This window comes from Streptomyces sp. WM6372 (genome assembly GCF_001279655.1).
Lineage (GTDB): Bacteria > Actinomycetota > Actinomycetes > Streptomycetales > Streptomycetaceae > Streptomyces.
In genome coordinates this window covers 19,775-34,850 of record NZ_LGDB01000001.1, presented here as the reverse complement: position 1 = coordinate 34,850, position 15,076 = coordinate 19,775, and the positions used below count along the sequence as shown (strand labels likewise).

The 15,076-nt window shown below is 70.7% G+C and carries 19 protein-coding genes and 1 riboswitch; of the genes, 7 read left to right on the top strand and 12 right to left on the bottom strand.

Annotation, left to right across the window (positions count from 1 at the left end; translation table 11 throughout):
- Positions 1-81: 81 nt before the first annotated feature.
- The 3 genes from ADK52_RS00190 to ADK52_RS00180 form a co-directional block, all read right to left on the bottom strand.
- Positions 82-663 (bottom strand): class F sortase, encoded by a 582-nt coding sequence (locus ADK52_RS00190; protein ID WP_053687761.1) that lies wholly within the window; start codon positions 661-663, stop codon positions 82-84.
- A 275-nt stretch (positions 664-938) separates the two neighbouring features.
- On the bottom strand, positions 939-1,694 hold the full coding sequence (locus ADK52_RS00185; protein WP_053687760.1) for a CbtA family protein: 756 nt from the start codon (positions 1,692-1,694) through the stop codon (positions 939-941).
- 30 nt (positions 1,695-1,724) lie between these two features.
- A complete protein-coding gene (locus tag ADK52_RS00180) occupies positions 1,725-1,937 on the bottom strand; it encodes a CbtB domain-containing protein (protein ID WP_030857499.1) in 213 nt (70 codons plus the stop codon).
- A 36-nt stretch (positions 1,938-1,973) separates the two neighbouring features.
- Positions 1,974-2,128, bottom strand: a riboswitch (cobalamin riboswitch).
- Between ADK52_RS00180 and ADK52_RS00175 the strand changes: the two genes are divergently transcribed.
- Positions 2,128-2,580: a histidine phosphatase family protein gene (locus ADK52_RS00175; protein WP_063783732.1), complete on the top strand. Its 453-nt coding sequence runs from the start codon at positions 2,128-2,130 to the stop codon at positions 2,578-2,580. It overlaps the preceding riboswitch by 1 nt.
- 3 nt (positions 2,581-2,583) lie before the next feature.
- Here the strand turns inward: ADK52_RS00175 and pucL are convergent, their stop codons facing one another.
- Complete coding sequence (pucL, locus tag ADK52_RS00170; RefSeq protein ID WP_053687758.1) at positions 2,584-3,501, bottom strand: factor-independent urate hydroxylase; 918 nt, start codon at positions 3,499-3,501, stop codon at positions 2,584-2,586.
- Between the two features lie 230 nt (positions 3,502-3,731).
- A complete protein-coding gene (locus ADK52_RS00165) occupies positions 3,732-5,084 on the bottom strand; it encodes an aspartate aminotransferase family protein (RefSeq protein ID WP_107089936.1) in 1,353 nt (450 codons plus the stop codon).
- 137 nt (positions 5,085-5,221) lie between these two features.
- On the opposite strand from ADK52_RS00165, the gene ADK52_RS00160 reads away from it, so the two are divergent.
- Both ADK52_RS00160 and ADK52_RS00155 read left to right on the top strand, forming a co-directional pair.
- Positions 5,222-6,118 carry a sigma-70 family RNA polymerase sigma factor gene (locus tag ADK52_RS00160; protein ID WP_053687756.1) on the top strand — a complete coding sequence of 299 codons (897 nt, stop codon included), beginning with the start codon at positions 5,222-5,224 and terminating at the stop codon, positions 6,116-6,118.
- A 169-nt stretch (positions 6,119-6,287) separates the two neighbouring features.
- The gene (locus ADK52_RS00155; RefSeq protein WP_053687755.1) at positions 6,288-7,556 is read left to right on the top strand and encodes an ATP-binding protein; all 1,269 of its coding nucleotides are present in this window, start codon (positions 6,288-6,290) and stop codon (positions 7,554-7,556) included.
- A 29-nt stretch (positions 7,557-7,585) separates the two neighbouring features.
- On the opposite strand, the gene ADK52_RS00150 is transcribed toward ADK52_RS00155, so the two are convergent.
- The 3 genes from ADK52_RS00150 to ADK52_RS00140 all read right to left on the bottom strand — a co-directional run bounded on the left by ADK52_RS00150 (position 7,586) and on the right by ADK52_RS00140 (position 8,717).
- Positions 7,586-7,852 carry a hypothetical protein gene (locus ADK52_RS00150; protein ID WP_078987743.1) on the bottom strand — a complete coding sequence of 89 codons (267 nt, stop codon included), beginning with the start codon at positions 7,850-7,852 and terminating at the stop codon, positions 7,586-7,588.
- Positions 7,853-7,947: 95 nt separating this feature from the next.
- Positions 7,948-8,136 carry a hypothetical protein gene (locus tag ADK52_RS00145; RefSeq protein WP_147420034.1) on the bottom strand — a complete coding sequence of 63 codons (189 nt, stop codon included), beginning with the start codon at positions 8,134-8,136 and terminating at the stop codon, positions 7,948-7,950.
- A gap of 5 nt (positions 8,137-8,141) precedes the next feature.
- Complete coding sequence (locus ADK52_RS00140) at positions 8,142-8,717, bottom strand: DUF5994 family protein (RefSeq protein ID WP_053687753.1); 576 nt, start codon at positions 8,715-8,717, stop codon at positions 8,142-8,144.
- Between the two features lie 290 nt (positions 8,718-9,007).
- On the opposite strand from ADK52_RS00140, the gene ADK52_RS00135 reads away from it, so the two are divergent.
- Entirely contained in the window at positions 9,008-9,508 is a 501-nt protein-coding gene (locus tag ADK52_RS00135; RefSeq protein ID WP_053687752.1) for a DUF5994 family protein, read from the top strand.
- Positions 9,509-9,664: 156 nt separating this feature from the next.
- On the opposite strand, the gene ADK52_RS00130 is transcribed toward ADK52_RS00135, so the two are convergent.
- Positions 9,665-9,868 (bottom strand): hypothetical protein, encoded by a 204-nt coding sequence (locus tag ADK52_RS00130; RefSeq protein WP_053687751.1) that lies wholly within the window; start codon positions 9,866-9,868, stop codon positions 9,665-9,667.
- Positions 9,869-9,990: 122 nt separating this feature from the next.
- Entirely contained in the window at positions 9,991-10,947 is a 957-nt protein-coding gene (locus tag ADK52_RS00125) for an alpha/beta fold hydrolase (protein ID WP_053687750.1), read from the bottom strand.
- Between the two features lie 128 nt (positions 10,948-11,075).
- Here ADK52_RS00125 and ADK52_RS00120 point away from each other — a divergent pair, with 128 nt between their 5' ends.
- Both ADK52_RS00120 and ADK52_RS00115 read left to right on the top strand, forming a co-directional pair.
- On the top strand, positions 11,076-11,711 hold the full coding sequence (locus ADK52_RS00120) for a TetR/AcrR family transcriptional regulator (RefSeq protein WP_053687749.1): 636 nt from the start codon (positions 11,076-11,078) through the stop codon (positions 11,709-11,711).
- 251 nt (positions 11,712-11,962) lie between these two features.
- Positions 11,963-13,333 carry an FAD-binding oxidoreductase gene (locus ADK52_RS00115; protein WP_053687748.1) on the top strand — a complete coding sequence of 457 codons (1,371 nt, stop codon included), beginning with the start codon at positions 11,963-11,965 and terminating at the stop codon, positions 13,331-13,333.
- A 40-nt stretch (positions 13,334-13,373) separates the two neighbouring features.
- Here ADK52_RS00115 and ADK52_RS00110 read toward each other — a convergent pair whose 3' ends face one another.
- Positions 13,374-13,808, bottom strand: a complete 435-nt coding sequence (locus tag ADK52_RS00110) for a hypothetical protein (RefSeq protein WP_234343252.1) — start codon at positions 13,806-13,808, stop codon at positions 13,374-13,376.
- Between the two features lie 23 nt (positions 13,809-13,831).
- Complete coding sequence (locus ADK52_RS00105; protein ID WP_053687747.1) at positions 13,832-14,047, bottom strand: DUF6243 family protein; 216 nt, start codon at positions 14,045-14,047, stop codon at positions 13,832-13,834.
- A gap of 365 nt (positions 14,048-14,412) precedes the next feature.
- On the opposite strand from ADK52_RS00105, the gene ADK52_RS00100 reads away from it, so the two are divergent.
- Positions 14,413-14,862, top strand: a complete 450-nt coding sequence (locus tag ADK52_RS00100; RefSeq protein WP_053687746.1) for a hypothetical protein — start codon at positions 14,413-14,415, stop codon at positions 14,860-14,862.
- Positions 14,863-15,076: the final 214 nt, after the last annotated feature.

The window sequence follows — 15,076 nt, the reverse complement described above, 5'->3', positions numbered from 1 at the left end:
CCCCGATCGGGCCGGAGAAGCCCCCGACCGGGGGACGAAGACACCCCCCTCGGCTGACGGGAGGGAGCGGCGGCGGCCGCCTCAACCGGTCCGGCGCTGGCCGGTCAGCCGGGCCACAACGGTGGTCTCACCGCTGATCAGCCGGAGTTGGGCGCGCCCGGGCCGCTGCCCGCGACCGCGGACCCCGGCGGGCGAGACCCGGTCGACGGTGAACACGGCGGTACGGCGGTCCGCGCGCACGATCTCGATGGTCAGCCCCCGCCGCAGCTCGGCGAGCCGCAGATCGGCGGCGGTGACCACGGCGGTGCCGGCCGAGCCCGGGGCCGGGCTGTCGTGGTCCCAGGCGGCCTCCTCGGCGTCCCCGCCCAGCGGCAGGTCGATGCCCAGGCTCGGGATGCGCAGCCGCAGTGGCCGCGAGACCCGCAGCGGCGTGATGGCGGCGGCGCGCGCGGGCCGGGCCCCCTTGCCCGGTGCGTGCTGCCCGGCATGCTCCAGCTGCTCGACGAGCCGGCGGTGGCCGGACAGACCCAGCGCGCGGGAGGGCAGCGCGTCGGCGGCGGTGGCCGCCGCGGGCCGGGCACCCTCGGTGCTCCGCAGCATGCCGACGCCGGCTCCCAGCAGAGCCACTGTCAGCACGCCGACCACCCACTTGGCGCGGGCCATGGACTTCCCTCCCGATCCGGTCCCCGGCTCCGGCGGCCGGGACTCCTGAGAGCAGTGGACCCTCTCCTTGCCCGTCAGTACCGCTTACAACGCCGGAGAGTGACGCCGCGTCACAGGCGTGTCGCCGTCCCGTCGCGGACGTCTTCCCAGCTGGCGACGGGTAAGCCACCGCCATTCCGTGGATTGCGCGAGATACGACCGAACGAGTGGACCGGAGAAAACACCGCGGCCCCGGCCGCCGGGGCGGTCAGGGCCGTGGATTGCCGGGTTCGGCGTCAGCTCGCGGGCTGCGCCTCCTGCCGCGGGGCGGCGGCCGGGGTGAGGGAGCGTTCGGCGAGGACGCCGAAGGCCAGACCGAAGGTCGTCCACATCACGGCCTGGATGGCCAGGGTGGCGAGGCGGAACTGCCAGATCAGGGCGGCCGGGAAGTCCGCCGGGACCTCGTTGATGCCGGGCAGGGACGCGTAGGCGACGGCGACCGCCGCGACGAAGGCGACCGAGGCCACGATCGACGCGTTCCAGTTCCCGAGCTTGGGCGCCAGGCGCCGGCCCAGGATGAGCGCGGCCGCCGACAGCAGCACGCTCAGCGCGATCATCAAGACGTAGAGGGTGGTCCTCCGGACGACGGTGTCGGGGTCTCCGACGGCCGGCGGGTTGGAGGGGTACTTGAGGAACGGCACGAGGTTGAGGGCGACGAACAGGCCGCCCGAGACCAGCAGGGCCGTGACCCGCGGGCCGAAGCGGCCGATGCGGCCCAGGGCGTAGCAGAAGATGAGCGCGGCGATGCCGCCGAGCGCGATCCCGTACAGCAGCGTGCCGGTGCCGAGGCCGGCCGTGGCCTGGAGGGCCCGGCTGACCGGGGCGGCCTCCTCGCCGTGGTCGTGGGCGGCGTGGCCCGCTTCCTCGATGGCGATGGCCGCGTCGACCTTGGACTCACCCAGGACGTACGCGACGAGGAAGGCGGCCACGCCTGCGAGCAGACCGGCCAGCATGCCCCGGACCAGCAGGACGCGGGGGGAAATGGGGTTCATGGTTCGGTTCTTCCCTTGCTGAGGTGGAGATCAGTGGCAGGGGAAGCCGAGGAGGTGGCGACCGTCGTGCATCCACTCGTGGACGGTGTCGCCTTCGAAGAGCGCGGTGGCGCCCTGCTCGGCACCGACGAGGTAGAGCAGGACCAGCATCAGGACGCCGACGAACACGGCCCAGGGGGCGAGCGCGGAGAGCGAAATCGGGGCGACGGCGGGGGCCGTCGTGGGCACGGCGGAGTGAGCCATGGCAGTACCTCCAGAGGGAACACGCGTCCCGGTCAGTGGTGCTCGCGACGACATGGCGGGTCTGACTTTCCCTCCCCCTCCGGGAGGATTCACAGTGGCGCGACCGTGCCGGATTTTCACCGGTACTTCCGTCATACCGTCGTCTTTTTTAGGTTGTCGTCCGAGACGGTACCGCGTTTACGCTCCCCTTATGAAGAGTGCCGTGGTACGAGTTCAGTTCGTGACACGCCCGTTCGACGCCGCCGCACGGCAGATACGTTTCGGCCACGGCGTCCCCTGCCCGGGTTACGAGGGCCTGCGCGGCCCGGACACGGGGGCATGGGCGGGCCGGACCCTGGACGAGGTCTCCGCCGAGGATCCGGCCGCCGTACAGCGATGGCTGACCGACCCCGGCTACGCGCCGCCCGGCGGGGAATCCGTCACCGCGCTGATCGCCCGCGTGGGCGCCGCACTCGCCGGCCTGGACCCCGGCACGCATCGCGCCGTGGTCGACCAGGCCGTCGTACGGGCGGGCGTGGTGCACGCGCTGGAGCTGCCGGCCGCAGCGTTCTGGCGCCTCGACGTACGGCCGGACACGGTGACCCACCTCACCGGGCGGCTCGGCCGGTGGAACCTCCAACTCGGCCGGCCACTCGACGAGTAGCCGCTACGCGACGATCCAGTCGCTCGTCGCGATCACCGGCTGCACGCCGTCGCGGTGGATGGTGCCCTCGATCAGGCCGTACATCCGGTCCGCCGCGAAGTAGACCTCGTTGTCGTTCTTGAGGCCGAAGGGCTCCAGGTCGACGAGGAAGTGGTGCTTGTTGGGGAGGTTGAGGCGTACCTCGTTGACCCGCGGGCAGTTGTCGAGCACCCGCTCGGCCATCTGGTTCAGGGTCTGCTGGAGCGAGTACGAGTAGGTCTCGGCGAAGGCCTCCAGCATGTTCTTGCGGACCTTCTTGTACGACCGGTCCCAGTCGAACGCGGCGTCGTCGGCGGCGAGCGCCGAGTGCGCCCAGCGCGCGGTGACCTTGGTCGCCAGGATGCGGTCGTACGCCTCTTTCAGCGTCGTGTACTCGTCCTTGATGTAGCCGTGGAACTCGGAGTTCGTCGAGTTCATCACGGTCAGGTCCTTCAGACCCGAGATGACCTGGAGGCCGGTCGTCTCGCTGTACGTGATCTGCGCCGTGCGCACCTCCTGGCCCTTGCGGACGAAGGAGTGCTGCTCCTTGCGCGTCGGGACCGGGATCCGCTCCCAGGCGTACTCCTCGATCCGGATCTGCGCCTCGCGGATCGGCGACTGGGAGGAGACGAAGTGCTTGGCGAGCAGGACGCCGAAGGCCTCGGGCGAGGCGATGCCGTGCTCCTTGCCGAAGGCGTACACCGTGTTCTTGGTGGTGTCGGTCGGCAGGCAGTTGGCGTTGTCGCCGGTCAGGTGGACGTCGCGGAACTCGCCGCGGAGCGCGACCGAGACGTTGAGGTCGCGGATCTCGTGCCATGACCCGTCGGATCCCTTGCGGGTGACCTTGACGATGCGGTTCTCGGCCTTGCCGTACTGGTTCTGCGCGAGGACGTGCTTGCTCATGGCTGTATTCCTTCGGGTACACGGAGTCCGACTGACTGGATCCCGTACGCCCGGCGTCCAGCGGTCGGCCCGCTCCCCGCCGTTCGGTCACGGAGGACCGCCCCGGGACTGACGTGCATCCCGGTCCGTAGGTGCTCTCTCGGATTCCAGCACGTTCACGTGGTGTTCGGAATGGCGCGGAACGTCCAAGACAGGCACCCACGGATTGGGTGACCGTATATCCGTGCAGGTCAGGACATGTGCGCGTCCGCCACGGACAGGGCCTCGTCGAGGATCCGCAGGCCCTTGGCCACGTCCTGCGGGCCGATGTTGCAGGGCGGGGCGACGTGGATGCGGTTGCCGGCGGTCAGCGGCCACAGCCCGCCCTTCTTGCAGGCGGCCCCGAACTCGGCCATCGGCGCGTTGTCCGCCCCGGCCGCGTTGTACGGGACGAGCGGCTCGCGCGTCTGCCGGTCCCGTACGAGCTCCAGGGCCCAGAAGGTGCCCAGGCCGCGGACCTCCCCGACCGACGGGTGCTTCTCGGCGAGGGCGCGCAGACCCGGCCCCAGCAGCTCCGCGCCGGTACGGGCGGACTGCTCGACGATGCCCTCCTCCTCCATGACGTTGATCGTCGCCACGGCGGCTCCGCAGGCCAGCACGTGCCCGGAGTAGGTCAGCCCTCCCGGGTAGGGACGGCGCGCGAAGGTCTCGGCGATGGCGGCCGAGATGGCGACTCCGCCGAGCGGGACGTATCCGCTGGTCACGCCCTTGGCGAAGCAGATCAGGTCGGGGGTGACGTCCCAGTGCTCCGAGGCGAACCACTTTCCGGTGCGGCCGAAGCCGACCATGATCTCGTCGAGGATGAAGACGATGCCGAAGCGGTCGCAGAGCTCGCGGACCCCGGCGAGGTAGCCGTCCGGGTGGACGAGCACGCCCGGAGCGCCACCGACGGTCTCCAGGATGATCGCGGCGATGGACTGCGGGCCCTCGAAGACGATCGTGTCCTCGAGGTGGCGCAGCGCGCGCTCGCACTCCTCGGCCTCGGTGGTCGCGTAGAACGGCGAGCGGTAGGTGAACGGCCCCCAGAAGTGCACGACGCCGGCGGTCGCGCTGTCGTTGCCGAAGCGGCGCGCGTCACCGGTCAGGTTGATCGCGGTGGAGGTGGCCCCGTGGTACGAGCGGTACGCGGACAGCACCTTGGGCCGGCCGGTGTGCAAGCGCGCCATCCGTACGGCGTTCTCGACGGCCTCGGCGCCCGCGTTGGTGAAGAAGATCTTGTCGAGGTCGCCGGGCGTGCGCTCGGCGATCAGCCGGGCCGCCTCCGAGCGGACGTCGACGGCGAAGCCGGGGGCGACGGTGCAGAGCTTGGCCGCCTGCTCCTGGATGGCCGCGGTCACCTTGGGGTGCTGGTAGCCGATGTTCGTGTAGACGAGGGCACTGGAGAAGTCGAGGAAGCGGTTGCCCTGGTAGTCCCAGAAGTACGAGCCCTCGGCCCCGGCCACGGCGAGCGGGTCGATGAGCTCCTGCGCCGACCAGGAATGGAAAACGTGCTTCCGGTCGGCGTCTTTCACGGCGGCGAGCACGTCGGCGGCTTCTGCGTTCATGTTCCGAGCGTAGTTGTCCATGATGTGGACCCCGGGGAGGGGCGGACGATGTTTCACGTGAAACACCGCTCCGGCGATGCGGCATCCGGTTAGCGTCTTCGTGTGCATGTGACGATCACGACGGGAGGACGTGACAGGTGAGCGAGCAGGACACCCTGGCCCGGCGCTTCGAGGAGCACCGCCCCCACCTGCGGGCCGTCGCCTACCGGATGCTGGGTTCGCTCAGCGAGTCGGAGGACGCCGTACAGGAGGCGTGGCTGAAGCTCAGCCGCTCGGACGTCTCCGCCGTGGAGAACCTGGGCGGCTGGCTGACCACCGTCGTCGGCCGGGTGTGCCTGGACATGCTGCGCTCGCGCACCTCGCGGCGCGAGGATCCGCTGTACGACCAGGACGGGTACGTCCGGCTGCCGGACCCCGTCGTGACGGGGCTCTCCGGCATCGACCCGGAGCGCGAGGTACTCGTCGCCGACTCCGTGGGCATCGCCCTGCTGGTCGTCCTGGAGACGCTGGCCCCGGCCGAGCGGCTGGCCTTCGTGCTGCACGACCTCTTCGCGGTCCCGTTCGACGAGATCGCCCCGGTGCTCGGCCGTACCTCCGCCTCCACGCGGCAGCTCGCCAGCCGCGCCCGGCGCCGGGTCGAGGGCGCCGCGCCCGTCCCCGACCTCGACCTGGTGCGCACCCGCGAGGTGGTGGAGGCCTTCCTCACCGCCGCCCGCGGCGGGGACCTCGACGCGCTCGTCGACCTCCTCGACCCCGATGTCGTGGCCCGCTCCGACGGCGGCACACTGCGCCCCAGCGCGGTCCGGCGCGGCGCGACCGACGTCGCCTCGAACGCGATCACCTTCGCCCGCTTCGCCGCGGCCGCCGTCCCGGTCCTGGTCAACGGCTTCCCCGGGGCACTCGCGATGGCGGAGGGCAAACCCCTGTCGCTCATGGCGTTCACCGTCAAGGACGGAAAGATCGTCGCGCTCGACATCCTCACGGACCCCGAACGCCTCGCCCGGATCGACCTGGGCCCCACCCTGGACGGCTGACCTCAGAACCCCGCATCGGCACACGTCGACTCAGAACCGACCGGACACCGCCCAGGACTCCGGGACGCACACGTTCCGAGCACGTCGTGGCCGCCGCGCGGCCCTTGCCGCGCGGCGGGCGCGCACATCGGCCGATGATGGGAGTACGGCCGAACACGCGGAGCTGATCATGACGGGTTGGCGTGTCAGGGACTACGCCCAGGACGACCTCGAAGCGGTGGTCCGCGTCGATGCGGAGAGCAGCAGGACCGAAGAGCCACCTCTCTTCCCGCTCTCGGACGTCGTGGCGGCCCTCCAGGCCCTCCACCCGGCGGTGGTGGCCACCGCGGACGAGGTGGTGGTCGGCGCCGCGGTGAGCAGGGTGGAGGGTGACCGGGCGTGGATCCTGCGCATCAGCATGGCGTCCGCCTGGCGGCACCAGGGGCTGGGCAGCGACCTGATCACGGCTCTGGAGCACCGGCTCTTCGCCGGTGGCGTCCGAACGGTGCACGCGGTCCTGCCCGACGGCGAGACCGGGGCCACCGCCCTGCACAACTGCGGCTTCGGCGCCCGTCCGGGCCTGGTCTTCTTCGAGAAGCGCGGGCGGGTGACGCCTCAGGCGGTCAGCATGCTCTCGTCGCTCGGAGCGGAGCTGCCGCCCGGTGGACTGTGGCAGAAGGTCGTGGGCATGCAGAAGGAGAAGCAGCTCATCGAGCGGCGCCTGGTCCTGCCGCTGGCCCACCCCGAACTGGCCACCCAGCACGGAGTGGAGCTGCCGCGGGCGGTGATGCTGTTCGGTCCGCCCGGGACCGGCAAGAGCACGTTCGCGCACGCGATAGCCAGCCGTCTGGGATGGCCCTTCCTCGAACTGTTCCCCGCCCGGCTGGCCGCCGAATACGGGCTGGCGAGCGGGCTGAACCGGCGCTTCGACGAGATCGCCCGGCTCGACCACGTCCTGGTCTTCATCGACGAGGTCGAGGAGATCGCGGGGACCCGGAGCGGCGCGGACGCGACCGCGGTCGGCGTCGTCAACGAACTGCTCAAGGCGATCGTCCGGTTCCGGGGCCAGGACGGGCGGCTGCTCGTCTGCGCCACGAACGACGTGACCACGCTCGACTCCGCGTTCCTGCGGCACGGCCGGTTCGACTACGTGCTGCCGATCGGCCCTCCCGACGACCGCGCGAGGACCGCACTGTGGGAGAGCTACCTGGCCCGAGCGGGCGCGGAGGCCGACAGCGCGGTGCTGGCGACCGCCAGCGAGGGGTTCACCCCCGCCGACATCGCCCATGTGGCGCACACCGTTTCCCAGGTCCAGTTCGAGCGGACCTTCGACACCGGAACCCGGGCCCGCCCCACCACTGAGGACTACCTGGGCACCATCGGCGACACCAAACCCACGGTCAGCACGGCGATGGCCCAGGAGTTCGCCCACCAGACCGAGACGTTCGCCCGCGTCTAGTGAGTGGTCCGGAGCCGGTCGGGGCTTTCTCAGGTCTCGTCGGAGTGGGCGCCGGTGCCGACGGGTGGTCTGCTGGCGGCCAGCCACGAACGGGCGGGGCCGGCGGGCATCGCCGTGTCCACGGTGAGGTGGAGGCGGGTGTTGCCGTCGAGGGCGGGGTAACTGCGCTGTTCCGCCCCCGCGAAGCTGCGGCGCAGCGCCTCCGCGACCGCTCGGGCGGCTTCGGGCGTGTGCGCGATGATCCGTACCTCGGCGTGTCCGAGCGATGGCAGTGTCTGGGTCTCGATGTACTTCACGTAGGCGTGGTTCCCTTCGGGGTGGGCGAGAGGCCGGCGGGTCGGGGCGCCGTGGCGCCCCGACCGCTGCCCCCGGTCGGAGGAAGGTCTGTTCCTCACCGGTCGGCATCCGTGTGGTGGGCTCGACGACCGGTGTCGTCCGGCAGGCCGGGAGGCCTCGGCAGGGGGTCGCTGAAGCGGTAGGCCTCGATCCGCGCGTCGTGCTGGGCGTTGAGCAGGTGGATCCAGCGCATTCCGATGGCGATCGCGAGGATGATCACCGCGATGAGGACGATGGTCTCCACGGAGCTCACCTCCAGCCGTTCGACGGCGCGGGGAGGGCGCTTCGGCCCATCGGGCTCCCGAAGGGGGACATGCAGGCCCCGCCTTCGCTCTCCCAGGTGGCTTCCCGGCGGCGGGCGTCGCGGATGCCGCGCCCGATGACGGTTTCGTTGGCCATCAGGACGCCCGCGGTCAGGACGCTGCCGGGGATCGCCGCGGCGGCCATCAGACGCGCAGCGGCGGCGGGTTCGGTCTCGGGCGGGATGACGAGGAGGTCCCAGCGCCCGACGGTGTACGAGAGCAGGATCAGCTTGTCGGGGTCCTGTTCGGTGAACCAGCCCACGTGCAGCACGCGCCCGTCCACGGCAACCCTGCGCGGCACGACGGGCCAGCGGGCGGGGTTCACGGTGACGCGGGTGACGCGGCCCCAGCATTCCTCCAGGGCGGCGACGAGCGGCGGAAGCTCGGCTTCGAGGTCGCGGGAGTGGGGCCACCAGGCCCCGTCCAGCTGGCCGGCGAGCGTGGTCTTCGGGGTGAGGGACAAGCGAGCCGGGAGCTCTGCGGCGAGGTCGCGGGGCGCGGTCCGTTCGAAGGTGCTGGTCATGGTGTGGACCTGCCCCCGGACTGCCCGTCGGCAGTCCGGTATTTAGGCGATCGCCGGAAATGACACCCACGTGAAAGCAGGTGTACGAAGTACTCCCGGTCCTTTCACTGTACGCCTGTTCGGCTGGCCATGACCGATCTGACCAGCGATTTTCCGGCAGGCGGTGGAGCGGGCGGCGAGAGTACCGTGAAAGGACGACAGGCCCGCGCACGCCGACCGGCCGGAAGCGGCACCGGCACGGGTGCCGGCCTGCGACGCAGTACGGCCGCACCGTAGACGGGCGAACCCACATGGCTGACTCCGACATCCCCCACACGCCCCCACTGCTCCTGCCGGACGCGATCCACCAGGCGATCCAGCCGGGCACGGCGCTGCTGCGGCTGGAGACCACGCGGTCCCGGGAAGGGCTCCTGGACGGCGCCTGGTGGCCGCGCACCCGCGACATCGGAACCGAGCTGCCGGCACTGATCAGCGTGCTGACCGGGCATCTCGGGCCGATCACCCGGGTGGGCGTGGACGCGTCCGCCTGGAACGGCCTCCCGACCCGCCTGGTCATCGACGGCCAGGTCGTGCACCTCGACTCCGACCCGGTCGGCGACGACACCGTCCTCATCACCCGCGGGCACAACGACCACTTCGCCCTGCTGGTGGTTCCCCCGGACACCACCGCCGACGCCGCCCGCGAAGCGATGGCCCGCGCCGTCCACACCGACAACATCACGCAGGCCGCTCAGATCCTCATCGCCACCACACCCGAACCCGAGGACAGCGCCGCCGATCCGGCGGGCTGACCCCGGATGGCTGACTCCGGATCCTCGGCGGCCGAGCCGAGAGCGCGGCGCCCCCACGGCGGGCGGCGGCGTCTCCTTGGGTCTCGGGCGGCGCGGGGCAGGGCCCGGCCGGAGTGACGCTGGACCGGCCGGGGCCCGGGGTGTGCGGTGCGCTGGTCAGAGACCCTCGTCGTGCAGGTCCTCTTCGCGCATCAGGTCGTCCTCCAGGCGGCGCGAGGTCTCCTCCTGGCCGGGCTTGCGGCCCTTCTCGCGGGACTGCTTGCCCGGTTGGGGCTGCGCGGGGTCCCCGGGGCGGCGATGGTGTTCCTGCGCCCCGTGGCCCTTGCCCGGCTCCTGGTGCTTGTCGTGCGTACCGTCCATGACGGCGACTCCTCTTGATGCGTGGGGTACGGACTCCTCTCGGATCACGCTGACACGCACGGCCACGCCCCGCATCATGTCGACCGCGGAGCGAGGCACACGGACGACGCCCCACGCAGGCCCTAGGCGTCGGCCTCGGCGGCCTCGGCGGCCTCGGCGGGGTCGAGGGAGTCGACGTCTTCCATGAAGCCGAGCATCCGGGCGTTGACCACGTCGGGGTGGTCGATCTGCGGGCCGTGGCCCGTCGCGGCGATGATCTCGGCGCGGGCCCCGGGGATGAGGCGCGGCACGCGCTCCAGCTGCCGCTGCGGGTGGACCAGCAGGCTGCGCTTGCCCATGATCAGGTAGAGCGGCGTCCGGATCGAGCGCAGCGCGTCCTCGGCAAGCGGCAGCGGCGCGGGGCGGCGGATCCGGAAGGCCCGGGCGCCCAACTGGACCCATTTCCGCAGTTCAGGGACGGCGATCACCGGCTGCTCCAGCCAGGAGGCGAGGCGCGGGCGCAGCGCCTTGGGGGCGAAGCTGGCGAAGAGACTCACGAAGACCCAGGCGAAGAAGCGCAGCCCCACCTTCTCCAGGCCGCCGGGGTCGAGGGCGGTGACCGACGCGAGCCGGTCGGGCCGGCGGTGTGCCTGGTTGAGTACCAGCCAGCCGCCGTAGGAGGAGCCGACGAGGTGGACCCGGTCGAGGCCGAGTGCGTCGAGGGCCTCGTCCATCCACTGGGCGGCGCGCTCGGGCTGCCACATGGGCTCTCGGTGGACGCTGCGCCCGGCGTCGCCGGGGGTGTCGAGCGCGTAGACGGGCCGTTCGGCGCTGAGCGCGGGGGTGTTGGGGTACCACATGGCGGAGCTGTAGCCCGCGCCGTGGATCAGGACGATCGGCGTGCGGGACTCGGCGGCCGGGTCGCCGGGTCCGTACCGGTAGACGTGCGTGGTGCCGAAGCTGGTCTCCACGTCCGTCTCGGAGCGGATGGGTGCCCCCATCGCGTAGAGCACGTCGCCGGCGGCGAAGTAGCGCTCGCGCAGTTCGTCGTTCACGTAGCGGCCGACGTCGCGGCGGGCACGGGTCGTGTTCTCGGGCACGGGGCACCTCCGGGAAGATCCGTTCTTCGTGATACGACCGTACCATGATGTTGATACGGCGGTACCATAAAGCGGTCCGGTCCGAGCCGGACCGCGAACCCACCACCGACGGGCGGAGACACCCGCACATGCCAAAGCGCGTTGACCACGGGGAACGGCGGGCCCAGATCGCCGAGGCGCTCATCCGGGTCGCCGGACGGCGGGGCCTGCACGCCGTCGGCATGCGTGACGTGGCCGCGGAGGCCGGCGTGTCACTGCGGCTCGTGCAGTACTACTTCGAGACCAAGGAGAAGCTGCTCTTCTACGGACTCCAGCACCTGACCGACCGCTTCACCGCGCGGGTGGGTGCCCGCCTGGCCGCCGCCGGTCCGGACCCGGGCCCGCGCGCGACGATCGAGGCGCTGCTGCTGGCCTCGCTGCCGACCGACGAGGAGAGCCGCACCTTCCACCTCCTCTACAGCTCCTACTCGATCCTCTCCGTGACCGATGAGGCACTGGCCGCCCAGCCCTTCATCGACAACCCCGACGCCGCCGAGAACGCCCTGGCCGGCCTGCTCGAACGCGCCCAGGCGTCGGGCCTGGCCGACCCGGGCGTCGCCGCGCGCACGGAGGCGATCAGCCTGCTCGCGATGACGGCGACCATGGGCACCAGCATCCTGGTGGGCCAGCGGACTCCGGAGTCGGCCGTCGCGGTACTCCGTCACCACCTGGACCGGATCTTCACGGCCGCCGAGCCCTCGGCGAACGGGGCGGGCCCAAGCTGACGTGCCGCTACGGCAGTTGCGCCGCGCCCGCTGCCCGCGGGCGGCCCCACGGCGCGATCGTCCGGGGAGAGCCCCCCGGGCAGCCGCCGCCGGAGCCGACCGGATCTGACTGGCTCAGCCGACCGGAGCCGACGGTGGCGCGTCCCCCTCGGATCTCGGGTTGAGGCTTCACGCCATCGGCGTAGCGTGAAAGAGAAGCGAAGCTCAGTGACAGGGCGCGCGGCGGGGTACCGGCACGAGGAGCGGTTGCTATGGGCAAGCTCTCGATCGAGCAGTTGCGTGAACGCGTCCGCGGGGCGGTCACCACCCCTGACGACGATGCCTATGACGAGGCGCGCACGGTCTACAACGCCATGATCGACCGGAGGCCGGCCGCCGTCGTGCGCTGTGCCAACGCGGGCGACGTCATGGCCGCGGTCGACTTCGCGCGGGAGAACGAGCTCGACCTGGCAGTGCGTGGCGGCGGGCACAGCGTGCCCGGTTTCGGTACGTGCGACGGCGGCGTCGTAGCCGATCTGTCCGGAATGCGTGGCGTGCGCGTCGACCCCGCGCGGCGGACGGCTCGCGCCGAAGGCGGCGCGACCTGGGGTGACTTCAACGCGGCGACGTACCCCTTCGGTCTGGCGACGACCGGGGGAATCATCTCGACCACGGGTGTCGGCGGGCTCACCCTCGGTGGCGGCATCGGCTATCTCTCCCGTGGACTCGGGCTGAGCTGCGACAACCTGATCTCCGCCGACGTGGTGACCGCGGACGGCCGGCTGCTCGTCGTGAGCGAGGACGAGCACGACGACCTCTTCTGGGCCCTTCGCGGTGGCGGTGGCAACTTCGGTGCGGTGACCTCCTTCGAGTTCCGGCTCAGCCCGGTCAAGGACATCTACGGCGGGCCGATGCTCTTCGAACTGGAAGACGGCGCCACCGTATTGCGCTCCTACAGCGAGTACATCGCCGATGCGCCGGAGGAACTCGGCGCGTTCCCCGCCTTCCAGCTGGCTCCGCCGCTCCCGTTCATCCCGGAGGACCGGCACGGCGAACCCTTCCTCCTGATCGTGTCGTGCTGGGCGGGGCCGCTGGAGGAGGGGGAGCGCGCCCTCCAGGCCTTCCACGACTTCGCGCCGGTGGTCGCCGAGCACGTCGGGCCGATGCCGTATCCCGCGCTCAACAGCGCCTTCGACGCGCTGGTACCGCCCGGCCTCCAGCATTACTGGAAGGCCAACTTCGTGACCGAGCTCAGCGACGCCGCCATCGCGGCCCACTTGCAGCACGGGCCACGACTGCCGGCCCTGAACTCGACGGTCCACATCTACCCCATCAACGGTGCCTGCCACCGAGTCGCACCGGAGGCAACGGCCTTCGCCTACCGGGACGCCTCGTTCGCCACCGTCATCGCCGGGATGTGGCCCGACCCCGCCGCCAACGAGGCCAACACCGCCTGGGTGCGCGACTACTACGAGGCGATCGCCCCGCACTCGGAGGAAGGCGGATACGTCAACTTCATGGCGGAGGACGACCAGGGCCGGATCAGGGCCAACTACAAGGCCAACTACGACCGCCTCGTCGAGGTCAAGCGGACGTACGACGCGGGAAACCTGTTCCACCTGAACCAGAACATCAAGCCCTAGTGTTTCCGCCTTTCCGCTGATCAGGACCGGGGCGGGGGGCTCAGAGAGCCGCCCCGGAGGGGCGAGCCGGCGGTGGGTGGCCCGCTCGTTGGCCGATCAGGCCGTAGTCCTCCGAGTAGACGCTCAGCGGGCTGTACGCCCAGCCGGACGAAGTGAAGTCGAGCGTGCCGCGCGCGTGGCCGGGCCTGTTGACGTTGGTGTGACAGCGGGTCCCGTCCCCGTAGCGCGCGAGGACCGTGCGTGCCATGGCCCGCAGTGCCTTCTCGCTGTCCGTGAAGCGCTCCAGGCTGGAGAGGGTGCACTTGTCGTCCGTGAGGGCCAGGAGCAGGTTCTCGGCGCTGTCCCGGTCGATCTCCTGGAGACGCTCCGCGACGTACTCCGGGGGGTGGACGGCGAAGGGGTACGTGGGGAGCCAGCGGGTCGTTCGGGTCCATGAAGAAGGCCCAGGTCGCTGACCTGGGCCCTTCGCCCGCATGAAGCCCTGCGGCGGCGGTGGCGTCAGCTCTGGGCGGTGTCGTCGCCCGCCTGCGCGGCGCCCTCGGCTGCTCCCGCCTTCTCGCGCATCTTGCGCACCAGCTCCGCCTTCACGTCGGCCGCACCCTGGCGGTCGAGGTTGCGGTGCGGACCGTTGTTCTGCCGTTCGGCGCGGGACAGCCTCTTGCGCTGGCCGCCGCCCTGGCCGACGGGGTTGTTGATGTTCTTGCTCACGGTCACGGGTTCTCCCGGTAATGATGTGAAGTGATCTGCGGATTCGTAGGTGAGGGACGGGCGGCGACGTCGAAGGACGTCAGCAGGGGCCCATCACGCTCTCACTCGTAAATCGGCGCCTGGAAGAACATGACAAAGACGTTACCCGGTTCCGACTGCCCCGCACACCAGCCCTTACGCCGCCCCGACGTCGGCCGGGCCTTCGAGGAGCGCCCGTGGCCGGCCCCGGTGCACGCCGCCGACACCATCGACGCCGACGCGTGCGGCCGGCACTCTCAAACGACGGCGCCAGGTCGCTGAGCTGGGCTTCGTTCAAGATCGGATGACGGGAATCGAACCCGCGCCATGGATTTGGGGAAGTAAAAGCCAAAATGACCATGATCGAACGCCTATGGGAAGATTTTCGGCTTCCCATCAGAGATGCCCTGCATTTTGCGGAGGGGAGATCCTGTGATGTCGGCCTCGGCTCCGACGCGCCGAGCGGTATGAGGGTGCTCGCCCCGTTCGATCTCGAGGAAATGCTGGAGATCGATCCCTCTTGGGTCTCTTCGGTCGATGGGCTGGTCGCAGTAGACCTGGGGAGCAAGGGGCTGCTGTGGGGCGGCGAGGGTTCGTACGGGTCGGAGGGGTTCATTGCGCGGTTGACTGCTGACCGTTCGCTCATCTGGGCGATCCTCTTCACGGAATCCAATCCATTTGATCGGATCCGGCTGTCCGGAAACGTGGCCACCTTCACGTCAACCGCGGGGTTCGAGATCACAGTTGACATCGACGATCCAGGAAGTTCAGCCGCTGGACCGCTTGGTTCCGGGAACGGGTGACGAGGACGTCGACGAATGAGCCGACCCACCGCGCGGAGACAGTCCCAGGTCGCTGAACTGGGCCTGCGTTCAGGAGAGGATGGCGGGAATCGAACCCGCGCCACACATGTGGGAATTCGGCATCTTTGCTCGTATGCCTGCTCGGTCTCGATCCCCCTGCCACACTTGGCGTGCCTGACATCGCTATCGCCATCCAGCCACGGGGGGCGATAGC